At 46.9% G+C, this 21932-nt stretch carries 25 protein-coding genes; 4 read left to right on the top strand and 21 right to left on the bottom strand.

Annotated features, from left to right (window positions below; translation table 11 throughout):
- Positions 1 to 58: 58 nt before the first annotated feature.
- The 16 genes from QZY95_RS07865 to QZY95_RS07790 form a co-directional block, all read right to left on the bottom strand.
- A complete protein-coding gene (locus QZY95_RS07865) occupies positions 59 to 346 on the bottom strand; it encodes a cell division protein ZapA (RefSeq protein WP_290921730.1) in 288 nt (95 codons plus the stop codon).
- A gap of 6 nt (positions 347 to 352) precedes the next feature.
- On the bottom strand, positions 353 to 589 hold the full coding sequence (locus QZY95_RS07860) for a cell division protein ZapB (RefSeq protein ID WP_290921726.1): 237 nt from the start codon (positions 587 to 589) through the stop codon (positions 353 to 355).
- Between the two features lie 37 nt (positions 590 to 626).
- The gene (gene glmU, locus QZY95_RS07855) at positions 627 to 2000 is read right to left on the bottom strand and encodes a bifunctional UDP-N-acetylglucosamine diphosphorylase/glucosamine-1-phosphate N-acetyltransferase GlmU (protein ID WP_290921723.1); all 1374 of its coding nucleotides are present in this window, start codon (positions 1998 to 2000) and stop codon (positions 627 to 629) included.
- A 235-nt stretch (positions 2001 to 2235) separates the two neighbouring features.
- Positions 2236 to 2640: a F0F1 ATP synthase subunit epsilon gene (locus QZY95_RS07850; protein WP_290921720.1), complete on the bottom strand. Its 405-nt coding sequence runs from the start codon at positions 2638 to 2640 to the stop codon at positions 2236 to 2238.
- Positions 2641 to 2660: 20 nt separating this feature from the next.
- Complete coding sequence (gene atpD, locus QZY95_RS07845; RefSeq protein ID WP_290921717.1) at positions 2661 to 4070, bottom strand: F0F1 ATP synthase subunit beta; 1410 nt, start codon at positions 4068 to 4070, stop codon at positions 2661 to 2663.
- A gap of 19 nt (positions 4071 to 4089) precedes the next feature.
- A complete protein-coding gene (locus QZY95_RS07840; protein ID WP_290921715.1) occupies positions 4090 to 4974 on the bottom strand; it encodes a F0F1 ATP synthase subunit gamma in 885 nt (294 codons plus the stop codon).
- Positions 4975 to 4990: 16 nt separating this feature from the next.
- A complete protein-coding gene (atpA, locus tag QZY95_RS07835; RefSeq protein WP_290921712.1) occupies positions 4991 to 6499 on the bottom strand; it encodes a F0F1 ATP synthase subunit alpha in 1509 nt (502 codons plus the stop codon).
- A gap of 4 nt (positions 6500 to 6503) precedes the next feature.
- Complete coding sequence (gene atpH, locus QZY95_RS07830) at positions 6504 to 7055, bottom strand: ATP synthase F1 subunit delta (RefSeq protein WP_290921709.1); 552 nt, start codon at positions 7053 to 7055, stop codon at positions 6504 to 6506.
- Positions 7052 to 7567 (bottom strand): ATP synthase F0 subunit B, encoded by a 516-nt coding sequence (locus tag QZY95_RS07825; protein ID WP_290921965.1) that lies wholly within the window; start codon positions 7565 to 7567, stop codon positions 7052 to 7054. The genes atpH and QZY95_RS07825 overlap by 4 nt, the downstream gene beginning before the upstream one ends.
- 76 nt (positions 7568 to 7643) lie before the next feature.
- Positions 7644 to 8060 (bottom strand): ATP synthase F0 subunit B, encoded by a 417-nt coding sequence (locus tag QZY95_RS07820; protein ID WP_290921706.1) that lies wholly within the window; start codon positions 8058 to 8060, stop codon positions 7644 to 7646.
- A gap of 522 nt (positions 8061 to 8582) precedes the next feature.
- Positions 8583 to 8942: a polymer-forming cytoskeletal protein gene (locus tag QZY95_RS07815; protein ID WP_290921703.1), complete on the bottom strand. Its 360-nt coding sequence runs from the start codon at positions 8940 to 8942 to the stop codon at positions 8583 to 8585.
- A gap of 53 nt (positions 8943 to 8995) precedes the next feature.
- A complete protein-coding gene (gene rodA / locus QZY95_RS07810) occupies positions 8996 to 10111 on the bottom strand; it encodes a rod shape-determining protein RodA (protein WP_290921700.1) in 1116 nt (371 codons plus the stop codon).
- A complete protein-coding gene (gene mrdA, locus QZY95_RS07805) occupies positions 10108 to 11904 on the bottom strand; it encodes a penicillin-binding protein 2 (protein WP_290921695.1) in 1797 nt (598 codons plus the stop codon). The genes rodA and mrdA overlap by 4 nt, the downstream gene beginning before the upstream one ends.
- Positions 11888 to 12376, bottom strand: coding sequence for a hypothetical protein (locus QZY95_RS07800; protein ID WP_290921691.1), 489 nt, complete (start codon positions 12374 to 12376; stop codon positions 11888 to 11890). The genes mrdA and QZY95_RS07800 overlap by 17 nt, the downstream gene beginning before the upstream one ends.
- Before the next feature lie 26 nt (positions 12377 to 12402).
- Positions 12403 to 13224 carry a rod shape-determining protein MreC gene (gene mreC / locus QZY95_RS07795; protein WP_290921685.1) on the bottom strand — a complete coding sequence of 274 codons (822 nt, stop codon included), beginning with the start codon at positions 13222 to 13224 and terminating at the stop codon, positions 12403 to 12405.
- Positions 13225 to 13297: 73 nt separating this feature from the next.
- On the bottom strand, positions 13298 to 14338 hold the full coding sequence (locus tag QZY95_RS07790; protein ID WP_290921681.1) for a rod shape-determining protein: 1041 nt from the start codon (positions 14336 to 14338) through the stop codon (positions 13298 to 13300).
- A gap of 88 nt (positions 14339 to 14426) precedes the next feature.
- Here QZY95_RS07790 and QZY95_RS07785 point away from each other — a divergent pair, with 88 nt between their 5' ends.
- The 3 genes from QZY95_RS07785 to QZY95_RS07775 all read left to right on the top strand — a co-directional run bounded on the left by QZY95_RS07785 (position 14427) and on the right by QZY95_RS07775 (position 16474).
- Positions 14427 to 15449 (top strand): TIGR01212 family radical SAM protein, encoded by a 1023-nt coding sequence (locus QZY95_RS07785; RefSeq protein WP_290921675.1) that lies wholly within the window; start codon positions 14427 to 14429, stop codon positions 15447 to 15449.
- A 29-nt stretch (positions 15450 to 15478) separates the two neighbouring features.
- Positions 15479 to 15964 (top strand): MGMT family protein, encoded by a 486-nt coding sequence (locus QZY95_RS07780; protein ID WP_290921671.1) that lies wholly within the window; start codon positions 15479 to 15481, stop codon positions 15962 to 15964.
- A 156-nt stretch (positions 15965 to 16120) separates the two neighbouring features.
- Entirely contained in the window at positions 16121 to 16474 is a 354-nt protein-coding gene (locus QZY95_RS07775) for a hypothetical protein (protein ID WP_290921667.1), read from the top strand.
- Here the strand turns inward: QZY95_RS07775 and zupT are convergent.
- The 4 genes from zupT to QZY95_RS07755 all read right to left on the bottom strand — a co-directional run bounded on the left by zupT (position 16452) and on the right by QZY95_RS07755 (position 20300).
- Complete coding sequence (zupT, locus tag QZY95_RS07770; RefSeq protein WP_290921662.1) at positions 16452 to 17288, bottom strand: zinc transporter ZupT; 837 nt, start codon at positions 17286 to 17288, stop codon at positions 16452 to 16454. The genes QZY95_RS07775 and zupT overlap by 23 nt on opposite strands.
- 123 nt (positions 17289 to 17411) lie before the next feature.
- Positions 17412 to 17738: a hypothetical protein gene (locus QZY95_RS07765; RefSeq protein ID WP_290921656.1), complete on the bottom strand. Its 327-nt coding sequence runs from the start codon at positions 17736 to 17738 to the stop codon at positions 17412 to 17414.
- 41 nt (positions 17739 to 17779) lie between these two features.
- Entirely contained in the window at positions 17780 to 18922 is a 1143-nt protein-coding gene (locus QZY95_RS07760) for a diguanylate cyclase (RefSeq protein WP_290921651.1), read from the bottom strand.
- A gap of 178 nt (positions 18923 to 19100) precedes the next feature.
- On the bottom strand, positions 19101 to 20300 hold the full coding sequence (locus tag QZY95_RS07755; protein WP_290921647.1) for an aminopeptidase: 1200 nt from the start codon (positions 20298 to 20300) through the stop codon (positions 19101 to 19103).
- Positions 20301 to 20557: 257 nt separating this feature from the next.
- On the opposite strand from QZY95_RS07755, the gene QZY95_RS07750 reads away from it, so the two are divergent.
- Positions 20558 to 21406, top strand: a complete 849-nt coding sequence (locus QZY95_RS07750; protein ID WP_290921644.1) for an MBL fold metallo-hydrolase — start codon at positions 20558 to 20560, stop codon at positions 21404 to 21406.
- A gap of 3 nt (positions 21407 to 21409) precedes the next feature.
- Here QZY95_RS07750 and QZY95_RS07745 read toward each other — a convergent pair whose 3' ends face one another.
- Positions 21410 to 21685 carry a hypothetical protein gene (locus tag QZY95_RS07745; RefSeq protein WP_290921641.1) on the bottom strand — a complete coding sequence of 92 codons (276 nt, stop codon included), beginning with the start codon at positions 21683 to 21685 and terminating at the stop codon, positions 21410 to 21412.
- Positions 21686 to 21932: the final 247 nt, after the last annotated feature.

Genomic DNA, 21932 nt, shown 5'->3' with positions numbered 1-21932 from the left:
CGACTGACTGCTTTGCAAATAGCAGTGGCGTTTTGCAGAACAACTGTCGTAACGACGCTTATTCCTGCGATGCTGCGTCTGTATCCGCGCAGCCTTCCACTCTCGTTGTTAATCGTTCTAATCGTGCTTCAAGCGCTGCCAGTTTATCTGAAGTCTGTAAGTAATCATCGGCAAGGCCTAAGACAAGGAAGGTGAGCAACTTTTCCTTGCTGATAGGCATTCCCGGGCTATAGAGCGCATTATAGCGATCCTCTACGAGGATTTTAGCCCGTTCGACAGTATCATGGTCGGTTTCAGATTTGAAAGAGACCTCTGTGCCGAGTATCTTCAGATTGAAGCTGCGCATAGTTTGTTACAGTGTGTCTGAAGGGTTAGAAAGCTTAGACAACAGACCATCGATGCGGCCCATGACAGCTTCTTTGGTGGAACGTTCCTGTTCCAGTTCTTCTTTAAGGGAACGATTTTCCTCTTCCAATACGGAAAGGCTCACTTCAACTTCTTCTTTAAGCTGAATGTTTTCGCTCTTAAGTGTTTCAACTTCTTCAAGAAGAGATTCCAGTCTTTGTTCTAAACGGTCTATAAGTTCCATAAGCTTTAACTATCCTTTTTGGTACGAGAAATCAATACTAGCATTTTTTGGGCAAGTTTTTCTGCTTGCCTCGAGCAACAGCAATAGTGTTTTCAGGAATATCTTTAGTTATAACGGAGCCTGCTCCTACAAGGGCGTTTTTCCCTACGCAAACCGGAGCTACCAGCGAAGTATTGGAGCCGATAAAGGCGCCGTCTTCGATGGTTGTTTTATGCTTGTTCACACCGTCGTAGTTGCAGGTAATAGTACCGGCACCGATGTTTACAGCTGTACCTACTTCAGCATCGCCAAGGTAAGTAAAGTGGTTTGCTTTAGAGCCTTCTCCTAATACGGATTTTTTCATTTCAACAAAGTTACCGACTTTGGAACTTTGTTCCATGACAGCACCCGGACGAAGCCGTGCGTAAGGACCTGCTGTACAGTCTTTACCAACGGTTGCGCCTTCAAGGTGGCTAAATGGATGAATAGCACATCCTTCCGCTAAAGTGGAATCTTTAATCCAAGTGTTAGAATAAATTTCCGCACCGCGCGCCACATGGGTTTTTCCATAAAGTTCACATGGACCGTGCAATATTGCACCCGGTTCAAGCGTTACCATAGGTCCGAGGCGGACGTATTCCGGCGCGTGGATGGTAACACCTTGTTCGAGCCATTCCATAACGAGATTGGCGCGAAGCAGAGATTCAGAGCGAACAAGTTCTGCAGGATTGTTAATGCCGAGAAGGTGCGGATCGTTACCACAGTCAACACCTGTGACTGTCAGTTGCTCTTCTACAGCAAATCCTACGAGATCGGTAATATAGTATTCACCGCTTTGGTTCTCATTGCTAAGGCGTTTGAGAAGCGGTGCAACACTTGCAATTTTAAGCAGATAAATACCTGCGTTAATTTCACGGGGTTCAGGACCATGCAGTCCTTCGTCGTAGTCTTTTGCTTCGATGATTGCGGCAACATCGCCCAGATGGCGTACAACGCGGCCGAACGAGCCGGGTTGCGGAAGGGTAAGGGTCATGAAGCCAATATCAGCGTTACTGGCTAAAGACTCTTTGAGGAAGTTGATGAGTCGAGGCTGCGGCAGCAGCGGGGTGTCGCCATTAATAACAAGGACATGGGAAAGGCCGGACTCTAAGAGTTCGTCCCATGCTGTTTGCAGTGCGTGCCCTGTGCCGAGCTGTTCGGTTTGATGAATAAAGTTTCGTTCTTCTCCGGCGAAAGCCTGTTCAATCATTTCGGCTTTATGGCCGATAACAGTCCAGATTCCTTCACCGAAGAGCGGATCTAACGCTGTATATACATAACGGAGCATAGGTGCGCCCAAGAGTTCCTGTAGAACCTTAGGCTTGTCAGAATGCATACGGGTACCTTTACCCGCGGCAAGCACAAGTGCTCCGATTGTTTCTCTGGCAGACATTATTACTCCTGAGATAACATGGTAACAAGTACTTCTAACGCATATGTACTACGTGTGTGAACGGGGGCTTGTCTAGTAGAAACGTATAATAGATGATTATAAGAAAATGACCAGAAGGAGGCTCTCGACGGGGCTATGGAGAGTTTTTTAGTGTGCAGTTGTTTGAAATTATTAGGTATAAAAAAAGCAGGCTGTTCGAAAACAGCCTGCTTTTTATATTGCGATTATCTGAATCTTATTCAGAATCAAGCAGTTTGAGGCGATGGAGTGAACGAGCAAGAGCTGCTCGTGCACGAGCGTAGTCAACGGAGTCCATTTCCATGGACATGCGCTGCTCAGCACGCTCCTTAGCCTGACGCGCACGATCGATATCGATATCTTCAGCGCGTTCGGCAGCCTCAGCAAGGACGGTTACCTTGTTATCGGAGATCTCTGCAAAACCACCGGAGATAAACACGTAACGTGTCTGTCCGCCAATGTTGTAATGCAAAGGACCGATTTGCAGGGCAGCGAGGAACGGGATGTGATTTGGAAGGATACCAAATTCACCGTCGTAACCAGGCGCACCTACGTAGTCCACATCTTCGCTAAGTACGAGCCGATCTGGCGTAACAATCTCGAGACGAAGTGTATTTTCCATAAGTCAGCTCCTTTTAGGGATTAAGCCTGCTGACCCTGGTTGTACTTCTCGATAGCCATTTCGATGCCGCCGACCATGTAGAAGTCGTTTTCGGCCATGTGGTCGTAGTCACCGTCAAGAATGCCGCGGAAGCCTTTGATGGTGTCTTCAAGTTTAACGTATTCACCAGGGGTGCCGGTAAATACTTCCGCTACGTGGAACGGCTGGGAAAGGAAACGCTGAATACGACGAGCACGTGCTACAACGAGCTGGTCTTCATCAGAGAGTTCGTCCATACCGAGAATTGCGATGATGTCCTGAAGATCTTTGTACTTCTGGAGAATCATCTGCACTTCACGAGCGATAGCATAGTGTTCTTCACCTACAACGTTCGGGTCAAGAATACGGGAGGTAGAGTCAAGCGGGTCTACCGCTGGGTAAATACCAAGTTCCGCAATCTGACGGGAAAGTACGAGAGTACCGTCAAGGTGAGAGAATGTGGTTGCCGGAGCAGGGTCAGTCAAGTCATCAGCAGGTACGTATACAGCCTGAACAGAGGTAATAGAACCTTTGGTTGTGGATGTAATACGTTCCTGCAGGCCACCAAGGTCAGTACCGAGAGTAGGCTGGTAACCTACCGCAGATGGCATACGACCGAGGAGAGCAGATACTTCGGAACCAGCCTGAGTAAAGCGGAAGATGTTGTCAACGAAGAGAAGCACGTCCTGGTTCTCTTCATCACGGTAGTATTCCGCACAGGTGAGAGCAGTAAGCGCAACACGTGCACGTGCTCCCGGAGGTTCGTTCATCTGACCGTAAACGAGGGCAGCTTTCTCAAGAACGCCCGCGTCCTTCATTTCGTGGTAAAGGTCGTTACCTTCACGAGTACGCTCACCAACACCCGCGAACACGGAGATACCACCGTGCTGCTTAGCGATGTTGTTAATCATTTCCATGAGAATAACGGTTTTACCTACACCCGCACCACCGAAGAGACCCATTTTACCACCCTTAGGGAATGGAATGAGAAGGTCTACAACTTTAATGCCGGTTTCAAGAACTTCAACGTTGGTGTCCTGCTCGGTAAAGTCCGGAGCCGGGCGGTGAATAGGCATACGCTTTTTAGCGTCAATTGGACCCATTTCATCCACTGGTTCACCAACAACGTTCATGATGCGGCCAAGGGAAGCGTCACCAACTGGTACAGTAATAGCGTCACCAGAGTCAGTTGCTTCCATACCACGAACAAGACCTTCAGTAGCGTCCATTGCGATGGTACGAACTACGTTGTCGCCAAGGTGCTGTGCTACTTCACAAATGAGCACAGGGGCGTCGGTGTTATTCGGGTTATCAATTTTAACAGCATTCAGAATATTCGGCAGGTTGCCATCGGCAAATTCGATATCAACAACCGCGCCGATAACCTGAACGATTTTACCTACGTTAGCCATAGCTTATTCGCTCCCTTACTTATCCTTTCAGCGCTTCAGCGCCACCGACAATATCCATTAGGTCACTGGTAATGGCGGCCTGACGGGTCTTGTTATAGATAAGTGTCAGGTTATCAACCATTTCGTCACAGTTCTTTGTGGCGTTATCCATGGCTGCCATACGTGCTGCATGCTCAGATGCAGATGTATCAAGCAGACCACGGTAAATCTGGACCTTAATAAAGCGGGGCAGAAGCTCTGCAAGAAGACCTTCTACAGCTGGTTCGTAAATAAACTCTTTTTTCACGCCTGTGGTTTCTTCTTCAACCTCAGGTGCTTCTTCAGAGGACATAGGCAGGATCTGTTGTTCAACAGGAACCTGTTTACCCATGCTTACGAATTCGCCGTAAATGAGTACAACTTCATCAAATTCACCGGTGAGGTAGGCGTGGATAACTTCCATTCCCAGCTCGTTTGCAAGAGAGAAGTCGAAGTGGCCCATGGCATCCGGGTAACCTTTTACAAGGTCAAATTCGGATTTCTGAGCAAAGTCGCGTCCTTTCTTACCTACGCAGTAGAATTTAACGTCTTTACCTTCAGCAGTTTTTGCTTTTGCGAGCTTTTCGGCCTTAGAAATAAGACCTGCGTTAAAGCTACCGCAAAGACCGCGGTCGGAAGTTGCAAGCACAATCGCACATGTTTTGATTTCCTCACGGACTTCAAGCAGTGGATGTGCATTCTCGTCAGCCTTGCTGGCAAGATCTCCCAGCATCTCGTAGAATTTTTCCGCATAAGGGCGGAAGCGTTCGATACGGGACTGGGCACCGCGCAGTTTCGCAGAAGCAACCATGTTCATTGCTTTTGTGATCTGCTTGGTTTTCTTTACCCCGGCAATCTGTAGTTGGACATCTTTCAATGAAGGCATAAACTACCTCCAATCCTTAAGCGCTAAAGCTTTTTTTGAACTCGTCAATAGCGGCTTTCAGGCGACCTTCAATGTCATCGTCAATTACTGCACGATCTTTGAGGTCAGCAAGAATGTCGGACTTGGAAGTACGCAGGAAGTCGAGATATCCAGCTTCGAATTCACGAATCTTATCAACTTCAACGTCATCCATGAAGCCACGAGTAGCAGCGTACATAGAAGCAACCTGCTCGCAGAATTCCATTGGCTCGTACTGAGGCTGCTTGAGCAGCTCAACGAGACGGGCACCGCGATTCAGTTTAGCCTGAGTAGCTTTATCAAGGTCAGAACCGAACTGAGCAAACGCTGCGAGTTCACGGTACTGAGCAAGATCAAGACGCATAGTACCTGCAACCTGCTTCATAGCCTTAATCTGAGCAGCACCACCAACACGGGATACGGAAAGACCTACGTTAATCGCAGGGCGGATACCGGCGTTGAAGAGGTTAGGCTCGAGGTATACCTGACCGTCAGTAATAGAAATTACGTTGGTAGGAATGTATGCAGATACGTCACCGGCCTGAGTTTCAATGATAGGCAGAGCAGTCATTGAACCAGCGCCGAGATCGTCGTTAACTTTAGCTGCACGCTCAAGAAGTCTGGAGTGCAGGTAGAATACGTCACCCGGGAACGCTTCACGTCCTGGAGGGCGACGGAGCAAGAGAGACATCTGGCGGTACGCAGTAGCCTGTTTGGACAGATCATCATATACGATGAGTGCGTGTTTGCCGTTGTCACGGTAGTGCTCAGCCATGGTACAACCGGTGTATGCAGAAATAAACTGCAGTGGTGCCGGCTCAGAAGCGGTAGCGGAGATGATGGTTGTGTATTCCATCGCGCCGTGCTTCTTAAGGGTATCTGCTACAAGAGCAACGGTAGATTTTTTCTGACCGATAGCTACGTAGAAGCAGTGAATGTCTGTATTTTTCTGTGCAAGAATAGCGTCGAGACAAACTGCTGTTTTACCAACCTGACGGTCACCGATAACCAGTTCACGCTGACCACGACCTACTGGGGTCATTGCGTCAATAGCTTTAATACCGGTAGGCATTGGCTCGTGAACGGATTTACGTGCGATGATACCAGGAGCTTTAAGTTCAACAGGGCGAACTTCTTCAGCTTCTACTGGTCCAAGACCGTCGAGTGGCTGACCCAGTGGGTTCAAAACGCGACCCATAACTGCGTCACCAACAGGTACAGAGAAGATCTGACCGGTACGTTTTACCGGATCGCCTTCTTTTACGCCTGTGTCGTCGCCAAGAAGAGCAACACCAACGTTGTCTTCTTCGAGGTTAAGAACCATGCCCATAAGGCCGCCTGGGAATTCCAGCAGCTCCATGGCCATAGCATTACGAACGCCGTATACACGAGCAATACCGTCACCTACGTACAGTACGGTACCGGTTTCGCTCATTTCTACACGCTGTTCGTAATTCTCGATCTGGCTTTCAATAATTTGGGAGATTTCTTCTGCTTTAATCTGCATGGCCCTACTCACCCCTCTTGATGTTTTCTTTCAAGATACCCAGCTGTGCTCTAAGGCTAGCATCAAGTACCTTGTCGCCTACTTTCAGAACAACGCCGCCAAGAATGGATTTGTCAGTACTGAAAGACAGGAACAGCTTTTGGCCAGCCTGTTTTTCCAATTGGGATTTTACTTTATCGCACTTGGCCTTTGGAAGTTTGATTGCGGTAATAAGTTCACCGCGAACAACACCCTGGTCGGCATCAAGCAGAACATTGTAAAAGGCTTGAATTTCCGGAATGGTGGAAAGACGATCTTTATCCGCGAGCAAATTGCAGAAGTTGCGGAAAATAGCGCTTACCTGTCCTTTATCCAGCAAAGAAGCCAAAACAGCTTTTTTCTCATCAATAGAGATGATTGGATTCCGGAATATTTTGCCAAGCTCAGGTGTGCTCTTGATCACTCCAGCCAGTGCATCAAGCTCCTTGCCGAAAGCTTTCAGTTCTTCAGAACCAGCTTTCTTGCCGAGGGAGAATAGCGCCCTGGCATATCTGCGTGCTATGATGTTACCGGTCAACTGAGCACCACCTTAGTTAAGTATTTATCGATGAGTGCCTCATGGCCTTTCTTGTCGAGCTTTTTAGCAATCATCTGCTCTGCAGCTGTAGCAACAAGGTCTGCCATTTCTTCACGCATCTGCTCCATCGCCTGCTTTACTTCGTTTTCAGCTGCTTTGCCTGCCTGTTCCGTAATCTGGGCAGCGGACTTCTCAGCGCGCTCAATGATAGCAGCCTTAGCTGCTTCACCCTGTTTACGGTATTCTTCAAGGATGCTCTGGGCTTCTGCATCCAAATTGGCAATGCGCTGTTCTACATCAGCTAGCTTGGCTTTTGCATCTGCTTTACGGGTTTCGAGCGAAACGAGTTCTTCTTTAATGCCGTCTGCACGACCATTAAAGAAGCTCTTGATTTTGCTTCCACCTTTGTACCAGATGATGCCGAGTACGACTGCGAGGGTGATTACGCGGTATGCGAAGTTACCCCACGGTAAGTCATGTCCGTCGGCTGACGCGAACGCGGTAGCTGCCATAAGCAGTACCAGCGCCGATGCACCGACTATAGTTCTCAGCTTGTTCAAAGCGAACCCTCCTTCAACGCTTACGCGGCTATCCGAGTACTTTTGCCATGGTCTGTTCTGCAAGAGCGCCCACTTGCCCTTTCAGACTATCCATTGCTTTAGCTACATCGGTAGCGACTTTCTCTCTGGATGCAGCGATAGATGCCTGGGCGTCTGCGGTTGCCTTGGCTACAATGTCTGCTTCCTGAGCGAGAGCTGCCTCTTTTACTTTTTCGCGTTCAGCAACAGCTGCTTTGCGCGCTTCAGCAAGAGCGTTCTCGTAGTTCTTGATTTTGGAGTCAGAGGCTTCGACGAACTGTTCGGCGTCGCCAAGCAACCCTAACATCTTGTCCTGGCGTTGCTTGATAATCTCCCGGATGGGGCGGATCAGGAGTGCGTTCAAGCCAACCAGCACGATGAGGAAGTTCACCAATTGGATAAGTAACGTAATATCCAAATCGATCATGCCTGCTCCCTTGGTGAGGTTGTGAATTTAAGCTCAAAGTCGTTTCCGAATTAGCTGATTCACTATGTTGTGTCAAAACCTTTTTTAAAAAAAAGGGTTACTGTGCAATTAAACAGTCGCTCGGGAACGCTTGATAATCGTGCGTTCCCGAAATTTGCAATTCACGAGTGGGGCTGTTTAATCTGCCTAACTATGTGAGTTTGATGAGTTACGCAGGCGCGCATTATTGCACAAGGTGGGATGAAGAAATATATAATGGTTGTAAAAAGTTGTGGAGAAAGTTTTTTTATAAAATGTAACCGTACACATCAAAAAGCATCGAAGAATGATTTTTGGTTGAATTTCTCAACATCAAATCTAACGAAAAAAAGGCAAATATTTTTCCGCAGCTAGCAGAAGAATATTTGCCTTTTTGGCGATCATTGATCTAAAGATTTTTCCGTTATCGGGATGGAAAAATCATATTCGGTAATAGAGCACCGAATAACACTTTTTTTACAAATAGGAATTTTCCGGTACTGGTTATGCTGCCGGTTCGGTAACCATAGCTTCAGAAGCACCGTTCATGGAGATTTGGCCTTCCACTTTTGCGCCTTCTTCCATTACAAGAGCAGGGGTGTGCAGTGTGCCTACAAGGTTTGCAGTTTTGTGCAGCACAACACGGTCTGTAGCGTATACTTCCCCTGTGATATGTCCGGACAGGATCATCTGGCTTACACGGATCTGGCCTTTCATTTTGGCATCTTTACCAACTACCAGAGTACCTTCTGAGAACACTTCGCCGGTGAAGTTACCGTCGATGCGGACAGAACCCTGAAAGTTCAGCTTGCCTTCGTAAATGGTGCCAGAACCTAAAAAGGCGTTGATTTCGTCTTTAGCCATTGGGGGACTCCTTTCTACTCACGCACGTTGCGTATCAAAAAACGTATAACAGGTTAATCTGTTTTGAAAACAAATCGTCGCATCGAGACATTTAATACAAGGCCGATGAGGCACAGGTTAACCACCGTAGCACTACCGCCGTAGCTGATGAATGGTAGTGGAATACCAACTACCGGCATAAGTCCCATCACCATGCCCATGTTGATAAGGAACTGCCAGAAGAAGTAAAAGAAAACGCCGGCAGATAAAAAAGAGCCGAAACGGTCTTTTGCATCTCTGCTGGTGGTAAATATTGCCAGTAAGAACAGGCAGAATAGAGACAGCAGCAAAAGGCAGCCGATAAATCCCCATTCTTCTCCGAAAACTGCAATAGCAAAATCCGTATGCTTTTCCGGTAAAAAACGCAACTGTGACTGTGTACCGCCAAGGAATCCTTTACCGGTAAGTTGCCCGGAACCAATAGCAATTTGTGACTGAATAATCTGGTATCCGGCTCCGAGAGGGTCATCTCCCGGATTCAGGAATGTGAGGACTCGTTGGCGTTGATAGTCCAGCATACAGAGCCACGCCACAGGAATGAGGGAGGGGATGACAATTGCACATGTTTTAAAAACACGGCGTGTCAGACCACGGAACAAAATAATTCCGCCAACGTTAAGCAGCATATTCAATGTGGTACCAAGATCCGGCTGAATTAAAATTAATGCAGCTGGAATAGAGCAGATACCGAGCATTATGAATAACTCTTTCCAGTCCAGCGGATGTGCGGAGCGCGAAAGAAGACGTGCTGTAATAATGATGGTGGAAATTTTGGCGAGTTCACTCGGCTGGAAGTTGAAGAAGCCGAGATCAAGCCAGCGGCGTGCGCCGTAGATGGTTTTACCCGCTACAGGAACAAGTGCCAGCGCGATAATTGTGACAATAAAGATAGGCCATGCAAGGCTTTTAAGATGTCTGTAGTCAATAAGCATGGAGAGAACGAGAACACCGAGTCCCATGACGCCCCACACAAGTTGCTTCTGGTAATAGGCTGTTACCGCCATACCTTCCTGAGACATAAATGCACTTGCAGAGTAAAGGTTCAGAACACCGATACCAAACAGGAGGATTGTGATAAGAAGCAATCCCCAGTTCATGTGTGTCAGTAGACGTCTGTCAAATGCAATCATTCGTTATGCTCGTAAATGTAGTTCAATATGTTGCGAATAATTGGGCCTGCTGTTGAAGAACCGCCGCCGCCGTGTTCTACCATGGTGACAACGACAAACTTTTTCCCATTGAATTTTGCCCACGCAGCCATCCAAGCATGGTCACGCTGCCAATATTCAAGGTCTTCGTTTTTGAGGCGGTTATCGTTCGCGTCAATTTTCAGCTTCATAACCTGTGCAGTACCGGTCTTACCACCGACAATTGCTTTTTTGGTACGTAAGATACGTGCGGTACCGCGCTTTGCCTCAACTGTTTCCTGCATTGCTTTTACAATGAACTGTCGTTGGTCAGGAGTAAGTGGTGAAATGCCCTGAACAGTGCGAGGGGTATCCTTAAACAAGTTTGGTTTAAGAAGCTCACCATTATCATTAAGCAATGAGGAGATGAATACCGCAATTTGTACCGGTGTTACCAGTGTAAATCCCTGACCGATAGAAGTAATGACGGTTTCACCGCCCTGCCAAGGTTGGTTAAAGCGTCTACGCTTCCACGCTTTGGAAGGAACAAGCCCTGAACGCTCATGCGGGAGATCAATACCGGTTTTGGAGCCGAAGCCATTTTTTTTCGAAAACGCTTCGATTTTATCGATGCCGATACGTTGTCCCATTTCGTAAAAATATACGTCGCAGGAGTGGACAAGTGCTTCAGTTAAATTCTGCGGACCGTGTCCCCATTTCTTCCAGCAGCGGAATGTATGGTTGCCCAGCTTATATTTGCCTGTACATTTAACTGTTTCATTCGGATCAATGCCTTCTTGCAAATAGAGACCCGCCATAAGCAGTTTCCAAATAGAAGCAGGAGGGTAGACCGACTGGATAACTCTGTTCTGGAGCGGGAACTTCGGGTTGTCTCGCAGTGCATTCCATTCTTTATGGCTTAATCCGCGAGTAAACGCATTCGGGTCAAAGCTTGGTGCTGTTACTAGTGCGTAAAGTTCACCAGTATCTGGGTCCATAACAACGATGCAGCCAGCTTGTCCTTCAAGCTGTTTGGCAGCAATACGTTGAAGACCGAGGTCGATGGAAAGGGTGACAGATGATCCGGCTGAGGGTTCTTCCAAGGTCTGCGAGTTGTATTCACGACCTGAAATGTCCACTTCCATCTGGCGAAGCCCTTTGGTTCCGCGCAGCGTATCTTCTTTAATCAGTTCCAGTCCCTGTTTACCTACAGTATCACCGAGATCGAGTTCTTTATTTGCTTCAAGCTCTTTTTCGTTCGCTTCAGATACGTATCCGAGGATATGCGCAAAAAGCTCACCTTCAGGGTAGAAGCGTTGAGGACGGGTCATTACTTCCAGCCCCGGCCAATCCAGAGAGTTAGCCTCGATAATTGCAAGCTGGGAGAAATCAAGTGTTGGAACAAGTAAGAGGGGTTCAAAGGCTTTTGTGCGCCAACGACCCTTTTTATACCGTTTTTCGATGTTTTCGAGAGGAACACCAGTCCACAGGCTTATCTGCTTGAGTGTTGCGTCTACGTCTTTGACGTCTTCGCGCACAATTCCGAGACCGTATGCGGGACGGTTTTCAGCAAGCAACTCTCCTCCGCGCGCACGAAGCAGTCCACGTGGAGCATAGATTTGTGCTTGTCGAATTCTGTTGTCTCGGGCTTTTTTAGCAAAGTCGTCGCCATGGTGAACTTGCAGATACCAGAACCTAAGCAGAAATATGAGAAAAAGCAGAAGTACCAACCCCTGCAATAACCACAGACCTGTTTTGGGCGGTTGGTATCCTTCTGGATCAAGTTGCATTGACATTGCGCAGGAATCCTTGCCGTAATGAGTACAGAATAAGCCAGACGAGAGGAATAAGGCCGGCCAGCAGGCAGCTGTCGGCTACTAACAACTGGAGATTAACCTGAAAGGATTGCAGGTTTGCCATTAACAGGGTGAGGCCTACGTTCCATACACCCAACGCGCAGGAAACCAGTACAATGAAGAAGAAGTTGTTCGCATCGAACATCCATCGACCATAGTACATAAGCAGCAGGGCGGAACAATACCAGAGTGTAGAGGAGCCGAAAGCAATGGCTCCGGTGCCTTCCTGAATAAGGGCAAACATTGTGATGAGCCAGAATGTCTGGCGGGGATTTTCTTCCTGCATAGAGCAGATAACCGCAGGCATGAAGAAATCCACACCTGCGATTGCAAACTGCATCCAGATAGCTACGACTGTGTAGCCGAGCCACCAGAATATATTTTTAAAGAGGGGACGCTTACTTTTTCGCATGACCCTGTCCGCGCCTGTGAGCAGCGCTAGTTAGTTGCATTCTGTTCTGCGTTTGTCGAAGAAGCAGTTTCTCCGGATAAAGGCTCAAGGTTGGCTTCCAAAGCTTCCGGCGTAGGTTGAAGAAGGATAACCTCTTCAAGATTGCTCAGGCTTGCAAGCGGCACGGCCTTTACCGTTTTAAAAAGCGAAATATCCGAATGCGTAATGGATACAATTTTGGCAATTGGCAGCCCTTTTGGATATGCTCCAGCAAGGCCGGATGTAACGAGCAACTCGCCTTCCTCAAGCTCCGCGTTGATAGGAACGTACTTAAGTTGCAGTTCGTCGCGGGAACCGGAGCCCACAAGCAGACCTCTTGTTCTGTTGTTGCTGCTGATAACAGCTATGCGGCTGTTAAGATCGGTGAGCAGCAGGGCAGAAGAGGTGGTGGGGCCGGATTTGACAATACGTCCTACAACACCTTCGTGTGTAACAACGGGAGTGTTTTTGCCTGCGCCATCCATGTATCCTTTATCGAGGATAATGGAGTCCAGTTCTGCCTGAACTCCAATTCTATACGAAAGCACACGGGCAGCTACTCTACTCCACGTTGGCGGTGGAGAGAGGCTCATTAATGCCCTAAGTCGTTTTAACTCGGCAACGTTTTCTCTGGCATCTGCAAGCTCAAAACTTAAGTCTTTTACCTGCTTCAGCAGAAGTTCATTCTCCTTCTGCACACCCTGTAAGTAGATATACTGATCCCACAGGTCGGTTGCGTTTCGTACAACCCATTTACCGGGTTTGAGTACTGCACCGGTAAATTCAAGTCCTGTGTTGGCAGCAAACCGGTCTACCGCACCGGAACGCATGTTCCAAGAAAGTAACAGCAGGTACAGGAGGAGAGTAGCGAACAGAAAAACGAGGATGCGTTTCAGTGAGGAGTTAATCGACCGTTACCTCCTTCAAAATATCCAGATTATCAAGAGCACGACCGGTACCGATAACAACAGTAGAGAGCGGGTCGTCCACTACAGTAATCGGCAGGGAGGTTTCTTCCCTCAGGAGTTGGTCAAGCCCTTTGAGCAGTGCGCCGCCGCCTGTGAGAACAATACCGCGGTCAACGATGTCCGCTGCAAGTTCTGGAGGGGTCTGTTCAAGTGCAATACGTACAGCCTGAACAATGGAGTCTACCTGCTCGGCAATAGCTTTGCGGATTTCTTCAGAAGTAATAGTAATATGCTGCGGAATACCTGTTACAAGGTCGCGGCCTTTTACCTCGAGAGTTTCTTCTTCCGGCATGTTGTGTGCGGAAGCAATTTTAATTTTGATATCTTCTGCTGTGGCTTCACCGATGAGCATGCTGTATTTGCGCTTAACGTGTGTCATAATGGCTTCATCCATTTTGTCACCGCCAACGCGGACAGATTTGGAGTAAACAACACCGGAAAGAGAGATAACAGCTACCTCGGTTGTGCCGCCGCCGATGTCTACTACCATGTTGGAGGTAGGCTCCTGAATCGGCAGGTTCGCTCCGATTGCGGCAGCCATAGGCTCTTCAATAAGGTATACTTCACGTGCACCTGCGCTTTGAGCAGATTCTTTAACAGCACGTTTTTCAACCTGAGTAATGCCTGTCGGGACGCAGATGATAATTCTCGGACGCACAAGGCGGCGGGAGTTGTGGACTTTGGTGATGAAATGACGGAGCATAGCTTCCGTTATTTCAAAATCTGCGATAACGCCGTCTTTCATAGGGCGAATCGCTTGAATGTTGCCCGGGGTACGTCCAAGCATGCGCTTGGCATCTTGCCCTACAGCAAGTACAACGCTGCCGCCGCGGTTGTCTTTTTTAACAGCAACTACGGAAGGCTCGCGCAGCACAATGCCTTGGCCTTTTACGTAAACGCAGGTGTTTGCGGTACCAAGGTCAATAGCAAGGTCGTTGGAAAACATTCCAAGAAGAAAATTTAATGCGTTGGCCATATGCTCTCGCTTGCTTTGGTCAATAAGATGTGGCTTTTTACATCGTAACCTGTTGAAAACTTGTAAATCAGAGTACGAATTCAAAAAAATGAATAGATATCTCCAATTGGCAACTTACTTTCGCTACCGTTTTGGTGAGCGGGTACAAAAAATCCCTCTGGATGCCGGGGCGACCTGTCCCAACAGAGATGGTACTCTTTCCCGTGCCGGATGCATCTTTTGCAATCCGTCAGGATCGGGTTCTGGAATGGGTCTCCAGGGGATGAATTTGAATGATCAGTGGGATTCCTGGTATAATAAATATACACGCTCTCAAAACGCGAGATTGTTTATAGCCTATTTGCAGTCTTTTTCCAATACTTATGGGCCTGCTGAAAAACTCTCTAAAAATCTAACTTCTATTGCATCTTTACAGGGTGTTATGGGGGTCTCCATTGGTACTCGACCTGATTGTGTTGATGCAGAAAAATTAGATATTATTGCAGAGCAGGATTTGGACGAAATATGGCTTGAACTGGGGCTTCAGTCGGCACATGACCGTACTTTATCGCTTATAAACCGCGGTCATTCTTATCAAGATTTTGTGGATGCTGTGACCCTTGCGGCTGAGCGCGGGATTAAGGTTTGTGCACACCTTATTGCCGGACTTCCTGACGAAACCGCGGATGATTTTTTACGTACAGTGGAAATGGTGAGTAAGCTTCCAGTACGCGGAATTAAATTTCACAGCCTTTACGTTGCTGACGACACGGTTCTTGCGAAGATGTGGCGCGATGGTAAATATATTCCGATGACAGAGGATGAATTTATTGATGCCATTGCCCGTGCGGTTCCTAAAGTGCCAAGCACTGTTATTATCCAGCGGCTTACTGGGGATGCAATGGAGGGTGAGTTACTGGCTCCGCATTGGGGAACAGCAAAAAGGGCGTTGGTCGATAAAATTATGGCAGAACTTTCCAGTCGCGATGTCTGGCAGGGGAAAGAGGTAGATGCTCCGGATGGTGTTCCGTTATGGTTTACTATACGTGAGAATTTACCGCGGCGCATGCGGGACGAGTGGGATGTTCAGTATGACGCTGTTGCCGGACAGATGGGGTTTCTTCCTCGATAGTTGTTGTCAAAAAAGGCATGCGAGAAAATATGTATTTACCAGAAGTTGAACAGATTGTCGGGAATAGGCTTCGGCTTATTCTTAATTGGCAGGATGGCAAACTTATCGAAATATCTCTTCAATGGGCAGACGGTGAAGAGTCCAGCCCTGAGTTGTCTGAGATGGGGACAACACTTCGTGACTGTCTTTTGCAGTATGAAGGCGGCGAACGTGTACAGTGGCCGGATATTTCGTTTGCCCTGGAGAAGATGACGCCGTTCGGGCAAAACGTTCTTACTGCGTTAATGCAGGTTCCATATGGTGAAACTGTATCGTATGGTGAGCTTGCAGCACTTGCAGGGAGTCCAAATGCTGCGCGTGGAGTCGGGCAGATCATGGCACGTAATCGATGGCCGTTAATTATTCCGTGTCATCGTGTTGTTGCAGCTTCCGGATTAGGAGGTTTCTCTGCGCAGGGATTAGATATGAAAAGGTTTCTGTTAGGTATTGAGGGCGTGTTGCCTCGGAGCTTATAGACGGACTGTACCGGATAATACGTTGGGGAAACGGTCTTTGACTGTTTGTAATGTCTTCCTTTTATTGAGGCTGAAATAATCGTCTTAATATCAGGATATGAATTTGTTGCGCCACGCAGTGGTAAATGTGTGGTGCTGTATAGTGCGGAGAAGTGAATGACGAGTAAACAGACATCTATTGAAGCAGTGTTAAAGCGAATGAAGAAGCTGAAAGTTGGGCAGTGTGTTGACATGCGCTCGTTCAAACGCAATCGCTCTGTAGTTATTGTCTGCTGTGGGGAAGATTCTTTTCGGGTTATTGAAGACGGCTTTTATCAGGAAGTCTGGGATAACCAGAGTGCCGATAAGGTGAAGCGTCTGTTGAAAACACTGCTTAAGAAAGAGTTTCCACGATCTAACAAAATTCGTCTGTACACACTGGATTCATATGAAGATGCAAATGTGAACCGTATGGGACATGGAGCAGGGCGATACGGTGAAGAGTGTCCTACAAAAAAAGTAGCAGACTAAGAGCCATTACAGCCATGCCCAGCACCATTCCGTACATAGAAAGATGGTGCTCTCCATATTCTTGCGCAGTGGGAAGCAGTTCATCCAGAGAAATAAAGACCATGATTCCTGCTACGCTGGCGAAGATTATTCCGAAAACAGTCGGCGTCAGGATAGGCATTAACAGTAAGTAGCCGATGAGTGCTCCCACCGGTTCTGCAAGACCTGAAAGAAAAGACAATGTGAATGCTTTGCCCCTGCTTCCTGTTGCATAGTAAATAGGAACAGCAACCGCGATTCCTTCTGGAATATTGTGGATGGCAATAGCAACAGCAATAGCAAAACCAAGGTTCGGATCAGTTAATGCTGCTGTGAAGGTTGCAAGCCCTTCCGGAAAGTTATGGATGCCGATAGCGAGCGCTGTGAAGACTCCCATCCGCAGGAGTTTCTTTTCTTTATTACTTTCGGTTTCCTGCTCCATTTTTGCTTCGAGCGAATCAATTTCTTCAACTTTACGTATTTCGTGCGGGTTTTCTTCTGTAGGCACAAGGCGGTCAATGATACCGATAAAGATCATGCCGCCGAAAAAAGCTCCTACTGTAGCCCATGTACCGTACACCTCACCAAGTTCTGCCTGCAACTCCACCTTTGCTTTCACAAAAATTTCAATGAATGAAACATACAGCATAACCCCTGCGGAAAAACCAAGAGCAAGAGATAAGAAGCTGGTATTTGTTTTTTTTGTGAAGAACGCAAGAATAGAACCGATGCCGGTGGCAAGGCCGGCGAACAGTGTAAGACCGAAGGCAAAGAATATGGTTTGGTAATCGTGCATGGAGTTCCTTACGGGTGAGTGTAGAGGGTGCTTGTAAGGTGTGAGTATACCAAAAATTAATGAAATTTGTTGTATAGACTGTATAAAAATGCCGCTGCAAAAAATGGAGCGGTTTTTTATGATCTAGTGTCCTGAATGATCCATGACATGGTTTAGATCAGCTGTGTTGTGGGTTATGAGACCGCCTTCAATCCAGAAACGCGTCAGGCTCCATTCATCAACATCTATGTAGTCAATGCGGCCTGAGCATTCCTTTGTGAGATGCGGCTTTATTGCTTCAATGAAGTCATCCATCATAAAATAGATGCCCTCAAAGCTTATGGTAAAAAATGAGCCGTCCAGTTCAACAGCATTTTCATCCTGTTCTTCGATCATTGCAAGTGCAGCTTCGTAAAGCTCCTGATTTGCATTGGAAATGCTGCCGTATACTTTAATAAGAATATGTTCCATCAGGAAATGGTGCCTTCTTTACCTGCGGCGATCAAGAAAAATTATGCTGTTTCCGTTGGGGAGACAGTTGTAGTGGAAGGTTCCGCTACGACAAAACAGTTGCGTCCGTTGTGTTTGGCTTCATAGAGAGCCTCGTCTGCCCGTTGATAAAGAGATCCGGCATCATCTTCGTGTGAGAACTCGGTAATACCGATGCTTATGGTAACATTCGGACTTATTGGCGATGCTGGATGGTAGATCATTTGTTTAGCCAGTGCTTCCTGCATTTGGTCAGCAATTTTTACCGCTTCTTCTTGATTACAGGACGGCAGAATAAGAGCAAACTCTTCTCCCCCGATGCGTGCTGCTGTGTCGATAGCTCGGCGGGCGTGTTTCGAAATTATTTTTGCGATAGCCTTAATGCATCTATCTCCTGCCTGATGGCCTAGGTGGTCATTGTATTGCTTGAAGTAATCTACATCAATAAGCAGCAAGGCAAGAGGCTTTTCAAAACGTCGGGCAACTTCAAGTGCCTGTTCTACCGCTTCATTGTACCCTTTTCTGTTGGCTATTTTAGTCAGTTCATCCACACGTACCATAGCCTCTAGCTTGTCCGTAAGTATTTCGTTTTTTACAAACTGTTCTGTACAGAAGGACAGCCAATAGCGAAGTGTGTACAGGCTTGCGAGAATAAGGGCTGGGAATTTGAGAACAGAAAGCAGCATGCCGAACAAGGTCTTATCACTGTATCCGATAATTAAATAAAGATAGGCCATAAGCATTGTGGGAAAAGCTGCAAGGAGCAGCGCAGGGCGGGCGTACCAACCGATAACCAGAGAGAATGCTCCGATAACAACACCGCGTGATGCAGGTTCCGGTTCATTCCAGAAGTATGCGGTGTTCACAGTGGAGATTGCCCAGAAAAAGCCGATGCATAAAGCGGCAATGAGCCAGCCGGGATGGGATGCACGCTTACTTTTGACTGCAAAACGAATGCAGATTGCGCCAAGGATAAGAAACGAGGTGTGAACCGTATTACAGATTGCCCCGACTGATGTTATGACATGATAGTCTTTAATGACGTAGTAGGTGTTTAGTAACTGGAGAACGCAAGAAGAAAAAAGAATCCAGTACGTGCCGACCTTTAAGTTTTTATGATAGATAAAATCTTTAAGGTCTTCAGTTCTTATTGTACTTATCCCCATAACAACCCCCACCTGCATTCTTTTTAGAGTAATTCTAAAAATGAAGTGGGCGCATTGCAGAATCGTGCGCCCACTAGATAGTATGTTTCTATAGGTACTATGGTAGGTAGTGTGTTGAAGTCAATATAAAAGGATAGTTATGTAGAATAGTGCAAAAGTGCATTACTGATAGGCTATTCTATAGTGTGAATATCCCTTTTTCATATATTGTAGTGCGTTTACCGGTTGGTGATATTGCAATAACCCTTTTTTCTTCTGTGTTTACTAAGTCCCAGTGCAGAGCTGATGTGTTAAATCCAAGAGTTTTTCTTGTATTTTCAGTCAGCTGTTCTGTTTCTCCGCTGAAGGTATTTGAGTATGAGTTACCCAAAGCAATATGCATAGAGCCGTGTTCGCCTCCATGGTTTTCATCATATAAGGTGTTTGCCATGAATTTTGATATCGGTGAGAAGCGTTTGTCGACGAGGGCAAATTCACCGACAAGAGCAGCACCTGGGTCTTGGTTAAGCTGTTTTTCTACAAACCCTTGGTTATGCTCAGCCGTTACCTTAGTTACACGACCCTCTTTAAATATGAGTTGAATGTCTCCAATAATGTTGCCGGAGCGGAATGTAGGTAGTGTAGATTTGTAGACACCGTTCGTGTGACGCATATCTGGAGATACGTACATTTCGAATGAAGGAATGTTGCGTCCTGTAAATCCGACCCATTTACGGCGCTGTCCAATTTTTACATTCAAATCTACAGACTCAGATTCAACATGCATGGTGCAGTCACCGAAGCTATCCAGCCATTCTGTCAGTTCATCAACTTTGTGAGCAAACTGCCGCCATGCGCGGGTTGGTTCAGGCTTGTTCAAGTAGCAGGCTTTTTCAATCTGGTGTCCGTATTCTTCAAGAGTTAGGCCTGCCTGTGCGGCAAGAGCCTGTGTAGGGTACATGCACAAAGTCCAGCTGAATGTCCCCATGTCTTCTCGTGTCTGCATAATTGAGCGCAATGGTTGTTGCGCTTTTCCGTGCATTGCAATGAGCTCTGGATCAATGTCTGCCAGATGTCCCAGTGAGGCAGGTGCGTAAATGGAGATAGAGCCATTCAGGTGATTATATAAATCTCGCTGCCCCGGAATAAGCGTTGTGAGCCGCTTATTGTTTGCCTTTCTATATTTATCTACCTGCATGCGTGGAGTTTCGTTCATGCGCGGGACAGGTATCATTCCTTTATCGTACAGTAGGGAGCAGACCTCTTCTGCAAGAGGAAGTCCGTCAATGTCATAATTAACTAAAATTATATCACTCTTTTTATACGCAGAGGTGCGTGCCCGTGAGAGCGCCCAGAAGAGAACTTCAGCGTACCGTTCGAGGGTTGGTGTATCGTACATATATTCTCCTTTCAGACTGGTTGGAATGTCTACCCAGAGTTCTGAAAAAGTTGTTGTAAGCAAGAGATGTTTTTGAATTGTGACTTGAAGAAGCTCTTAGTGCAAGGGGATTCCGTTACATTGAGTGAGTGATTTAGTGCTGATATGTGCATAATACTCTCGCTGTTGTGAGTGCTTCGGGGCGTAATATACTGTTGATTGGTAACATTATACGGTAATACCATAGATGCTTTGACCACTCTTTAAAGGAGGCGCCTATGTTGGTTCGATGCTGGGGTGCCCGCGGTAATATTCCTGTTTCAGGCGGGCAGACACAGTTTTATGGCGGGGCAACACCGTGCCTCGAGGTTCGGACTTCAGATCAATCCGTTATTATCTGTGATGCAGGGACAGGAATTCGTCAGTTGGGTAATGCGCTATTAGCGGAAAAGCAGCTTGAGTATATTTTGCTGTTAACCCATTCGCATGATGACCATCTGGATGGATTGCCGTTTTTTGAACCTCTCTATACGCCGGATGTGCGTGTTACCGCATTTGAACATAAGGCGTTACGTGAGAAGTTGGAGAAGATGTGTGATATGGCAAAAGCGGCTGAATTTTCACCGCAGTGTACACGCTCAATCCAGGCGGCAATAGAGTGGAAGCCTGCCTTGGAATATGGTCATATTGCTGAAGTCGGTAACGCATTGGTGACTTCAATTCCGGCATCACATCCGGGGGGTTGCTCCGGTTTTAAGATATCTGATCGAGGAAAAAGTGTGGTGTACTTGCCGGATAATGAGCTTACTTTTGATCATGGCGCGAGCATGGATTTTTCTGCTTACGTTAAGATTTGTGCCGGCGCAGATTTGCTTGTGCATGATGCTCAGTTTACGTGTGAAGAATATGAAACCTGCAGAGGACGCGGGCATTCTTCATGGAGGCAGGCGTTGGAACTTGCCATTTCCGCAGGTGTGCAGCAGTTGGCTTTATTTCACCATGATGCAGACAGGACAGATGATCAGGTTTCTGCAATCGTAAAAGAGTGTAAGCGCGAAGCTGCGCTCCGTGCCCCTAGGCTTTTATGCTTTGCAATGCGCGAAGGTGCAGAGATCGTTCTTTCCTGATTACTATTCATCTATTGAGACAGTGCTCAAGTGAACCTTGTTGCTGCGGGGAAATTCTTGCTTGAGCAGTGTCTTCATTTCTTTTTTCAATTTTCCTTCATCTACTTCATATTCTGCGTTGGTAAATCCGTGTCGTGTTATTTTTACCGTTGTATCGTTGATTCGACGTATTGTTATGTGTCGATCTTTTTTGAACGTAGCAATGCGGATGCCGTGTAAAATTTCTAACGAGGCAACCTTTGAAAGCACGGTCGGAATGGTGCGGTTAATGTCTATCATTGGTTGATCATACGCTCCAAGTTTTTGAACTTCAAGGTTCCCTATCTGTGTTTTTTATGAAGACATGAAGTCTCGTGTGACAGTTATCTTCCCGTATACCAAGGGAATGAGCCTGTTGATAAGAAACAAAGAATTTATACAAAAAATAGTATGTGGAAAACACATTGAATACACAAAGAATATAGTCTGTTAGCGTTAGATTCTGTTTTAGCAATCTACTTTGTTTAACGAGAAAAAAAGTAGTCAC

The sequence above is a fragment of the Halodesulfovibrio sp. genome (assembly GCF_015482765.1).
GTDB lineage: Bacteria > Desulfobacterota > Desulfovibrionia > Desulfovibrionales > Desulfovibrionaceae > Halodesulfovibrio.
Note: the sequence above shows the minus strand (reverse complement) of the source record. Positions and strands in the feature narration are given on the sequence as shown.

Coding starts and splice junctions, on each gene's coding strand:
- QZY95_RS07865 (WP_290921730.1), bottom strand. CDS start 346: ATGCGCAGCTTCAATCTGAAGATACTCGGCACAGAGGTCTCTTTCAAA.
- QZY95_RS07860 (WP_290921726.1), bottom strand. CDS start 589: ATGGAACTTATAGACCGTTTAGAACAAAGACTGGAATCTCTTCTTGAA.
- glmU (WP_290921723.1), bottom strand. CDS start 2,000: ATGTCTGCCAGAGAAACAATCGGAGCACTTGTGCTTGCCGCGGGTAAA.
- QZY95_RS07850 (WP_290921720.1), bottom strand. CDS start 2,640: ATGGAAAATACACTTCGTCTCGAGATTGTTACGCCAGATCGGCTCGTA.
- atpD (WP_290921717.1), bottom strand. CDS start 4,070: ATGGCTAACGTAGGTAAAATCGTTCAGGTTATCGGCGCGGTTGTTGAT.
- QZY95_RS07840 (WP_290921715.1), bottom strand. CDS start 4,974: ATGCCTTCATTGAAAGATGTCCAACTACAGATTGCCGGGGTAAAGAAA.
- atpA (WP_290921712.1), bottom strand. CDS start 6,499: ATGCAGATTAAAGCAGAAGAAATCTCCCAAATTATTGAAAGCCAGATC.
- QZY95_RS07825 (WP_290921965.1), bottom strand. CDS start 7,567: ATGGCAGCTACCGCGTTCGCGTCAGCCGACGGACATGACTTACCGTGG.
- QZY95_RS07820 (WP_290921706.1), bottom strand. CDS start 8,060: ATGATCGATTTGGATATTACGTTACTTATCCAATTGGTGAACTTCCTC.
- QZY95_RS07815 (WP_290921703.1), bottom strand. CDS start 8,942: ATGGCTAAAGACGAAATCAACGCCTTTTTAGGTTCTGGCACCATTTAC.
- rodA (WP_290921700.1), bottom strand. CDS start 10,111: ATGATTGCATTTGACAGACGTCTACTGACACACATGAACTGGGGATTG.
- mrdA (WP_290921695.1), bottom strand. CDS start 11,904: ATGTCAATGCAACTTGATCCAGAAGGATACCAACCGCCCAAAACAGGT.
- QZY95_RS07800 (WP_290921691.1), bottom strand. CDS start 12,376: ATGCGAAAAAGTAAGCGTCCCCTCTTTAAAAATATATTCTGGTGGCTC.
- mreC (WP_290921685.1), bottom strand. CDS start 13,224: ATGCGTTCCGGTGCGGTAGACCGGTTTGCTGCCAACACAGGACTTGAA.
- QZY95_RS07790 (WP_290921681.1), bottom strand. CDS start 14,338: ATGGCCAACGCATTAAATTTTCTTCTTGGAATGTTTTCCAACGACCTT.
- QZY95_RS07785 (WP_290921675.1), top strand. CDS start 14,427: ATGAATAGATATCTCCAATTGGCAACTTACTTTCGCTACCGTTTTGGT.
- QZY95_RS07780 (WP_290921671.1), top strand. CDS start 15,479: ATGTATTTACCAGAAGTTGAACAGATTGTCGGGAATAGGCTTCGGCTT.
- QZY95_RS07775 (WP_290921667.1), top strand. CDS start 16,121: ATGACGAGTAAACAGACATCTATTGAAGCAGTGTTAAAGCGAATGAAG.
- zupT (WP_290921662.1), bottom strand. CDS start 17,288: ATGCACGATTACCAAACCATATTCTTTGCCTTCGGTCTTACACTGTTC.
- QZY95_RS07765 (WP_290921656.1), bottom strand. CDS start 17,738: ATGGAACATATTCTTATTAAAGTATACGGCAGCATTTCCAATGCAAAT.
- QZY95_RS07760 (WP_290921651.1), bottom strand. CDS start 18,922: ATGGGGATAAGTACAATAAGAACTGAAGACCTTAAAGATTTTATCTAT.
- QZY95_RS07755 (WP_290921647.1), bottom strand. CDS start 20,300: ATGTACGATACACCAACCCTCGAACGGTACGCTGAAGTTCTCTTCTGG.
- QZY95_RS07750 (WP_290921644.1), top strand. CDS start 20,558: ATGTTGGTTCGATGCTGGGGTGCCCGCGGTAATATTCCTGTTTCAGGC.
- QZY95_RS07745 (WP_290921641.1), bottom strand. CDS start 21,685: ATGATAGACATTAACCGCACCATTCCGACCGTGCTTTCAAAGGTTGCC.